Here is a 6,879-nt window from a genome sequence, read left to right on the forward strand (position 1 = left end):
CACCAGCCAGGCACCCGACTGCGGGTCGCGTCCGGCCGTGGCGTCGGTGATCGCGGTGCCGGTGAGCTCGGTCGGCCCGAGCAGGTACTTGGCCTGACCGGTCGGGTCGCAGGCGACCAGAGGCTGGTCCTGCGGGGCACGCGACGGGTCGTTGTCGGGGTTCGTGCAGTCGTAGGCCTGGAACTCTGCCGCCAGCCGATCCGTCACCCAATTCAGGTCACTGGCGTCGGTCGGCGTCGCGGTCGGCGTGGCGTTCAACGAGTCATCGGGAGTCGGGAACGGCGTGGAATTGCCGTCCTCCCCCACGAACTCGGTCGACGCCGCGGTCGTGGCGAGCACCGGGCGGAACTGCAGCTGCGCGCTCGACTGGATNNCATCAGCGGCTCCGGGGATCTGGACGACGATGTTGCGGCCGCCCTCGGTCGTGATGTCCGCTTCGGCGACGCCCGCAGCGTCGACACGCTGACGGATGATCGCGGCAGCCTGGTCGAGCTGCTCAGCCGACGGTGCGGCGCCGTCTTCGGTCTCGGCACTCAGCACGATCTGCGTTCCACCCTGCAGGTCGAGCGCGAGTTCGGGGGTCCACGAGCTCTTCTCGAAGACGTGCACGCCGAGAGCGTTGATGCCGAAGAGGACGCCCGTCACCAGGAGGAGGCCCAGAAGGACCCGCCAGGCGTGACGGACCGGGGAAGAAGTGGCCACGTGTGATCAGCTTTCTTGGATGCCGAGGGTGCCGAGGTACCGCTGCGGTGCGGAGGTTACTTGTCGTCGGCGTCGCGCTCGAGGCGTCGACGCGTCTCCTCGGTGGTCTCGACCACGGGAGCGTCGTCGACGACGGGGACGTCGTTCACGAGGGGCGTCTCGTCGACCACGACCACGTCGGAGTCGACGTCATCGACGATCACCACGTCGTCCTTGGGCTCGACGATGCGGAGGATCGCCTGGCTGTGCACCTCGATGACGGTTCCGGGTGCGATCTCGACGAGAGCGGGCGAGTCGAGGTCGTCGTGGTCGTACGCGACGATCGTGCCGTAGATGCCGCCCTGGAGCAGGACCTTCACACCGGGAACGGTCTTGGTCGCCTTCTCCTCCTGCTCCGCCTTCATCTGCTTCTGACGCTTGCGCCCGTTGACGAACATGAAGACGACGAGAACGGCGAGAAGGCCGAAGAGGAGGATTTCCATGGGCATGGTGGCAATGGGCCTTTCGCAGGTGCGCGCACCGGAGAAGGGCGCGCAGTTCTATCGGGGGGAAGTCTTCAGCGATTATAGGTCATCAAGGCGAAGCGCCCCGTCCGGGTGTGCGACACCGAGATGGGCGTAGGCCTCGGGCATGGCGACGCGACCCCGCGGGGTGCGACCCAGGAAACCGATGCGCACGAGGTACGGCTCGACGACGCTCTCGACCGTCTCGGCCTCCTCGCCGACGGCGACCGCGAGGGTGCTGAGCCCGACGGGTCCGCCACGGAAACGCCGGACGAGCAGTTCGAGCACGGCGCGGTCGAGCCTGTCGAGACCGATCGGATCGACGTCGTAGAGCTCGAGTGCTGCTCTGACGCCCTCCAGCGTCGCGGCGCCGCCGCCGTGGACCAGCGCGTAATCCCGCACCCGACGCAGCAGCCTGTTCGCGATGCGGGGTGTTCCACGCGAGCGGCGCGCGATCCCCGACAGGGAATCACGCGGCAGGTCGACCCCGAGAACCTGGGCCGAGCGATCGATCACCCGCTCGAGGTCTGACTCGTCGTAGAACTCGAGGTGGCCGGTGAAGCCGAAGCGATCCCGCAGGGGGTTCGGGAGCAGTCCCGATCGTGTGGTCGCACCGACGAGGGTGAACGGGGCGAGTTCGAGAGGGATGCTGGTCGCCCCCGCACCCTTGCCGACCATGATGTCGATGCGGAAGTCCTCCATCGCGAGGTACAGCATCTCTTCCGCAGAGCGCGCCATCCGATGGATCTCGTCGATGAAGAGCACTTCGCCCGGCACGAGGCTCGACAGGAGCGCTGCGAGATCGCCCGCGTGCTGGATCGCGGGACCGCTGGAGAGTCGGAGCGGCCGCTCGCTCTCGTGGGCGACGATCATCGCGAGCGTGGTCTTTCCGAGCCCCGGAGGGCCCGCGAGCAGGATGTGGTCGGGCGGGCGGTGCTGGATGCGTGCGGCGTCGAGCAGCAGCTGGAGCTGGCCGCGCACCTTCTGCTGACCGACGAACTCGCCGAGACTCGTGGGGCGCAGGGCGCCCTCGATCGCGAGCTCCGTGTCGTCCGCCGGCTCCATGGCGTCGCGGGCGTCAGACACGCGCAGGTCCCAGAAGCGCCAGAGTGCGTCGCAGCAGCGGAGCGACGCTCGCACGCTCGGCCTCCGTCGCGTCTGCTGCGGTCTGCGCGGCGGCCTCGGCTGCGACCTTCTCGGACCACCCGAGCCCGACCAGTGCTGCGGTGACCTGATCGACCACGTCGACTGGGCCGCTCGAAACAGGCTTCGAGGGGGTCCCGACCGGATGCACCTTGCCTGCGAGCTGCAGGACGATGAGCTTCGCCGTCTTCGGTCCGATCCCCGAGACACGGCGGAAGGGCGCATCGTCTTCCGAGGTCACGGCGTCGGCGATCTGATCGACCGTGAGGTGCGAGAGCACCCCGAGGGCGGACTTCGGCCCGACGCCGGTGACGCTGATCAGCAGGCCGAAGATCTCCAGTTCGCTGCGGTCCGCGAAGCCGTAGAGCGACAGCGCATCCTCACGCACGATGAGGCTCGTGTGCNNAGTGGAGGACAGCGCCGTGCAGCGAGGAGATCATCATCCCAGCCTACGCACCGGGTCGTAGATATGTTCGAGCGACACGCTCCGCGTCGGCCCACGCCCGTTGCGCCGGCGTCAGAGCCTCCGCCCCCCGGGCTCCGGCCGCGCCACGACGCCAGGCATGGCACAGGGCGATCGCGAGCGCATCCGCCGCGTCCGCGGGCTGCGGGGGCGCATCCAGCCGAAGGATGCGGGCAATCATCGACTGCACCTGACGCTTGTCTGCCGAGCCGTAGCCGGTGACGGCCGCCTTGACCTCGCTGGGGGTGTGCGTGGCGGCGGGAAGGCCCGCCTCGGCGGCGAGCAGCAGGGCCACGCCGCTCGCCTGCGCCGTACCCATCACCGTATGGGTGTTCTGCTGGGCGAAGACGCGCTCGACCGCGACGGCGTCGGGGCTGTGGGCGGCGATGACCTCGCGGATTCCGGCCGCGACGAGCGCGAGGCGCTCCCCGATCGGCAGGTCGGGCGCCGATCGGATGACACCGACGTGCACGAGCGTTCCCCGGCGCGAACCGTCGACGTCGACGACCCCGACGCCGCACCGGGTGAGTCCGGGGTCGATGCCGAGTACGCGAAGCGAGGAGGTCACTCCCCCAGGCTATTGGCCGTCATCGCGTCGGGACGCTCGCCGCGCCTACGCGTCGTCGTTCTCGAGCTCGGCCTGCACCTCGGCGGTGAGGTCGAAGTTCGTGAAGATGTTCTGCACGTCTTCACTGTCTTCGAGTGCGTCGATCAGGCGGAAGATCTTGCGCGCCGTGTCGGCGTCGATCTCGACCTTCAGGTTCGGCACGAACTCGACGTCAGCCGACTCGTAGTCGATGCCCGCATCCTGCAGCGCGCTGCGGACGGTGACGAGATCGGTCGCCTCGGTGATGATCTCGAAGCCCTCGGCGTGGGGCTCGATCTCTTCCGCGCCGGCCTCGAGAGCCGCCATCATGACGTCGTCTTCGGTGGTGCCCTCGGACCCGACGACGATGACGCCCTTGCGGCTGAAGTTGTAGGCGACGCTGCCCGGGTCGGCGAGGGTTCCGCCGTTGCGGCTGAGAGCTGTGCGCACCTCGGCCGCTGCGCGGTTCTTGTTGTCGGTCAGACACTCGATCATCATCGCGACGCCGTTGGGGCCGTAGCCCTCGTACATGATCGAGGTGTACTCGACGGCTTCACCGCCGATGCCCGCGCCGCGCTTCACCGCGCGGTCGATGTTGTCCTTCGGGACCGACGTCTTCTTCGCCTTCTGAACGGCGTCGAACAGAGTGGGGTTGCCCTGCAGGTCTGCGCCGCCGAGCTTGGCGGCGACCTCGATGTTCTTGATGAGCTTGGCCCAGGACTTGGCGCGCCTGGAGTCGATGATGGCCTTCTTGTGCTTCGTGGTGGCCCACTTGGAATGCCCGGACATAATTCTCCGCTCGTCGTATCCGCATGAGCTCGCGCTCAGCGCATCGTCCATTCTAACGAACGGCGCGAGTGGCGCAGTATGTAAGCATGCGCAGATCGCAACACGTCACTCCTGCCCTCCGCTCGTCAGATGTGCGCGACGGAGATCCGACACCGGCCGATACCCTGCGGTACCTGGTCCACCTGCCGGAAGACTACGACGCCGATGCGGACAGACGCTGGCCCCTCGTGCTGTTCCTGCATGGTGCGGGCGAACGGGGCTCTGACCTCGAGAGCGCCGCACTGCACGGTCCTCCTCAGCTCGCGGACGCCGGCCAAGAGTTCCCTTTCGTGCTCGTCACGCCCCAGTGCGCCGAGTCGAGTCAGTGGGTCACGGAGCTCTCGACGCTGTCCGGCCTGCTGGACGAGGTCGTCGCGGACTACCGCGTGGATCCGATGCGGATATCGATGACCGGACTGAGCATGGGCGGGTTCGGCGCCTGGAGCATGGCGGTGCGCTATCCCGATCGTTTCGCCGCGATCGCGCCGATCTGCGGTGGACTGTGGATGCAGAGCGCTGCGCCCATCCAGAGGTTGCCCGTGTGGACCTTCCACGGCGACGCCGATGACGTCGTGCCGATCTCCGCCACGGAGCAGATCGTGACCGAGCTCCGATCCCTCGGCACCGATGTGCGGTTCACGCGATATGCGGGCGTCGGCCACGATTCCTGGACAGCGACGTACGAGAACCCCCAGTTCTATGACTGGCTGCTCTCCCACCGACGTCTCGGCTGATATCCGTCTGGTGCGAGGAGGCTCGCGGGTGTAGTCCTGACCCATGGACCACAGTGGCTCCGACGACAGAACGCGTGCTCTCGACGTCGCTCACCTCCGCGCGACGGAGTTCCTCGCAACGCTCGACGATCGACCGGTGTGGCCGCGCGCGAGCCTGGACGAGATGCTGCAGGCATTCGGCGGTCCCCTGCGCGAGGAGGGGCTCGACCCCGCGCTCGTGGTGGAGGAGATCGCGTCGCGCGCAGACCCCGGCCTGGTTGCGATTCCCGGCGGGCGCTTCTTCGGCTTCGTGATCGGCGGCACGCATCCGGCAGCCCTTGCCGCCGACTGGCTCGTGTCGGCCTGGGACCAGAACTCCGGCTCGGCCAGCCTCACTCCCACGACGGTCGCGATGGAGCGCGTCGCCGGGCAGTGGATGCTCGATCTGTTCGGCCTGCCCGATTCCTCGAGCGTGGGCTTCGTCACCGGCGGGCAGATGGCGAACTTCACGTGTCTCGCGACCGCCCGCAGTGCCGTCCTCGCCCGCGCCGGCTGGGACCTGACCGAACAGGGCCTGCGCGGATCACCGGCCGTGAGGTTCGTCGTCGGCGCCGATCGTCACGGCTCCATCGACAGGGCGGCCCGCTTTCTCGGGTTCGGCACGAACGAGCTGATCGTGGTCGACTCCGACGACCAGGGACGCATGCGTCCGGGTGCGCTGCGGAAGACGCTCGACGAGACATCCGGGCCGCTCATCGTCTGCCTGCAGGCGGGCGAGGTGCACACGGGCGCGTTCGACGACTTCGCGTCTCTCATCCCGATCGCGCACGAGCACGGCGCCTGGGTGCACATCGACGGAGCATTCGGACTGTGGGCGGCCGCATCGCCGTCGCTGCAGCGGTTGACCACCGGGGTGGAGCTGGCCGACTCCTGGGCGACCGATGCGCACAAGACCCTCAACGTGCCGTACGACTGCGGGATGGCGATCGTCCGTGACCCTGCGGATTCGATCGCCGCCTTCCGCACCGGCGGCGACTACCTCGTCTATACGAGCCTGGATCCGTGGGATGTCACGCCGGAGCTCTCCCGCCGCGCCCGGGGCGTTCCGGCATGGGCTGCGATGCGCAGCCTCGGCCGACGCGGGATCGCCCGACTGATCGACCGACTGCACGAGAACGCCGTGTCGATGGCGTCCGGGCTCGCGTCGATCGACGGCATCCGCGTCCTGAACGAGGTCGACTACACGCAGGTCATGTTCTGCCTCGACTCCGATGAGGCGACCCGAGCGCTGGGCGAAGCCGTGCTCGCCGAGGGCACCGCCGCGTTGACCGGGGCGGCCTGGCGTGGGCGAGCAGCGCTTCGCTGTTCGATGTCATCGTGGGCGACCACGTCGGACGACGTCGCCCGCACCGTCACCGCGATCCGAGGTCTCGTCGCCGATCAGACGCCCGCAGCCTCGTAGTCGCGGGCGAGAGCGAGGAAGCGCTCGTGGAACCGTGTCTCGCCGTCGACCTCGGGGTGGAAGCTCGTGCCGAGGAGCGCCCCCTGCTGCACCGCGACGATCCCTCCGTCAGGCAGGGTCGCCAGTACGTCGACGCTCTCCCCCACCCGCTCGACGATGGGTGCACGGATGAATGTCGCGTGCACCGGAGCGTCGCCGAGGGCCGGGACCCCCAGCTCGATCTCGAAGGACTCGGTCTGGCGTCCGAACGCGTTGCGTCGCACCGCGATATCCATCCCGCCGAACGACTGCTGTCCGTCGATCCCGTCGAGCAGGTCGTCGGCCAGGAGGATCAATCCGGCGCAGGTTCCGTACACGGGAAGCCCGGCGGCGATCGCCGCGCGAATCGGCTCCTGCATGCCGAAGATGCGCGACAGCTTGTCGATCACGCTCGATTCGCCGCCCGGGCACACCAGCCCGCCCACGGCCGCAAGCTCGTC

7 protein-coding genes and 2 pseudogenes are annotated in these 6,879 nt (G+C 68.5%); 2 read left to right on the forward strand and 7 right to left on the reverse strand.

Translation table 11 applies throughout. From position 1 onward, the window contains the following. From J7E68_RS12645 to J7E68_RS12670, 6 genes and pseudogenes are all read right to left on the reverse strand, one after another. Positions 1-702: pseudogene (locus J7E68_RS12645) on the reverse strand (protein translocase subunit SecD); the annotation flags it as partial. A gap of 56 nt (positions 703-758) precedes the next feature. Further along, positions 759-1,184, reverse strand: a complete 426-nt coding sequence (gene yajC / locus J7E68_RS12650) for a preprotein translocase subunit YajC (RefSeq protein WP_215173136.1) — start codon at positions 1,182-1,184, stop codon at positions 759-761. 81 nt (positions 1,185-1,265) lie between these two features. Further along, the gene (gene ruvB / locus J7E68_RS12655) at positions 1,266-2,291 is read right to left on the reverse strand and encodes a Holliday junction branch migration DNA helicase RuvB (RefSeq protein ID WP_215173124.1); all 1,026 of its coding nucleotides are present in this window, start codon (positions 2,289-2,291) and stop codon (positions 1,266-1,268) included. Next, positions 2,284-2,751: pseudogene (ruvA, locus tag J7E68_RS12660) on the reverse strand (Holliday junction branch migration protein RuvA); the annotation flags it as partial. The pseudogene ruvA and the gene ruvB, both read right to left, overlap by 8 nt. A 46-nt stretch (positions 2,752-2,797) precedes the next feature. Further along, positions 2,798-3,379: a crossover junction endodeoxyribonuclease RuvC gene (gene ruvC, locus J7E68_RS12665; protein WP_215173127.1), complete on the reverse strand. Its 582-nt coding sequence runs from the start codon at positions 3,377-3,379 to the stop codon at positions 2,798-2,800. A 45-nt stretch (positions 3,380-3,424) separates the two neighbouring features. Further along, positions 3,425-4,186: a YebC/PmpR family DNA-binding transcriptional regulator gene (locus J7E68_RS12670; protein ID WP_215173128.1), complete on the reverse strand. Its 762-nt coding sequence runs from the start codon at positions 4,184-4,186 to the stop codon at positions 3,425-3,427. 86 nt (positions 4,187-4,272) lie between these two features. On the opposite strand from J7E68_RS12670, the gene J7E68_RS12675 reads away from it, so the two are divergent. Further along, complete coding sequence (locus J7E68_RS12675) at positions 4,273-4,959, forward strand: alpha/beta hydrolase-fold protein (protein ID WP_215173130.1); 687 nt, start codon at positions 4,273-4,275, stop codon at positions 4,957-4,959. A gap of 43 nt (positions 4,960-5,002) precedes the next feature. Further along, positions 5,003-6,400 carry an aminotransferase class V-fold PLP-dependent enzyme gene (locus tag J7E68_RS12680; protein WP_215173132.1) on the forward strand — a complete coding sequence of 466 codons (1,398 nt, stop codon included), beginning with the start codon at positions 5,003-5,005 and terminating at the stop codon, positions 6,398-6,400. On the opposite strand, the gene pdxT is transcribed toward J7E68_RS12680, so the two are convergent. After that, positions 6,379-6,879: pyridoxal 5'-phosphate synthase glutaminase subunit PdxT (gene pdxT, locus J7E68_RS12685; protein WP_215173134.1), on the reverse strand; the 501-nt coding region annotated here is incomplete at its 5' end. The two genes, J7E68_RS12680 and pdxT, sit on opposite strands and share 22 nt — an antisense overlap.

The sequence above is a fragment of the Microbacterium sp. ISL-103 genome (assembly GCF_018613995.1).
Lineage (GTDB): Bacteria > Actinomycetota > Actinomycetes > Actinomycetales > Microbacteriaceae > Microbacterium.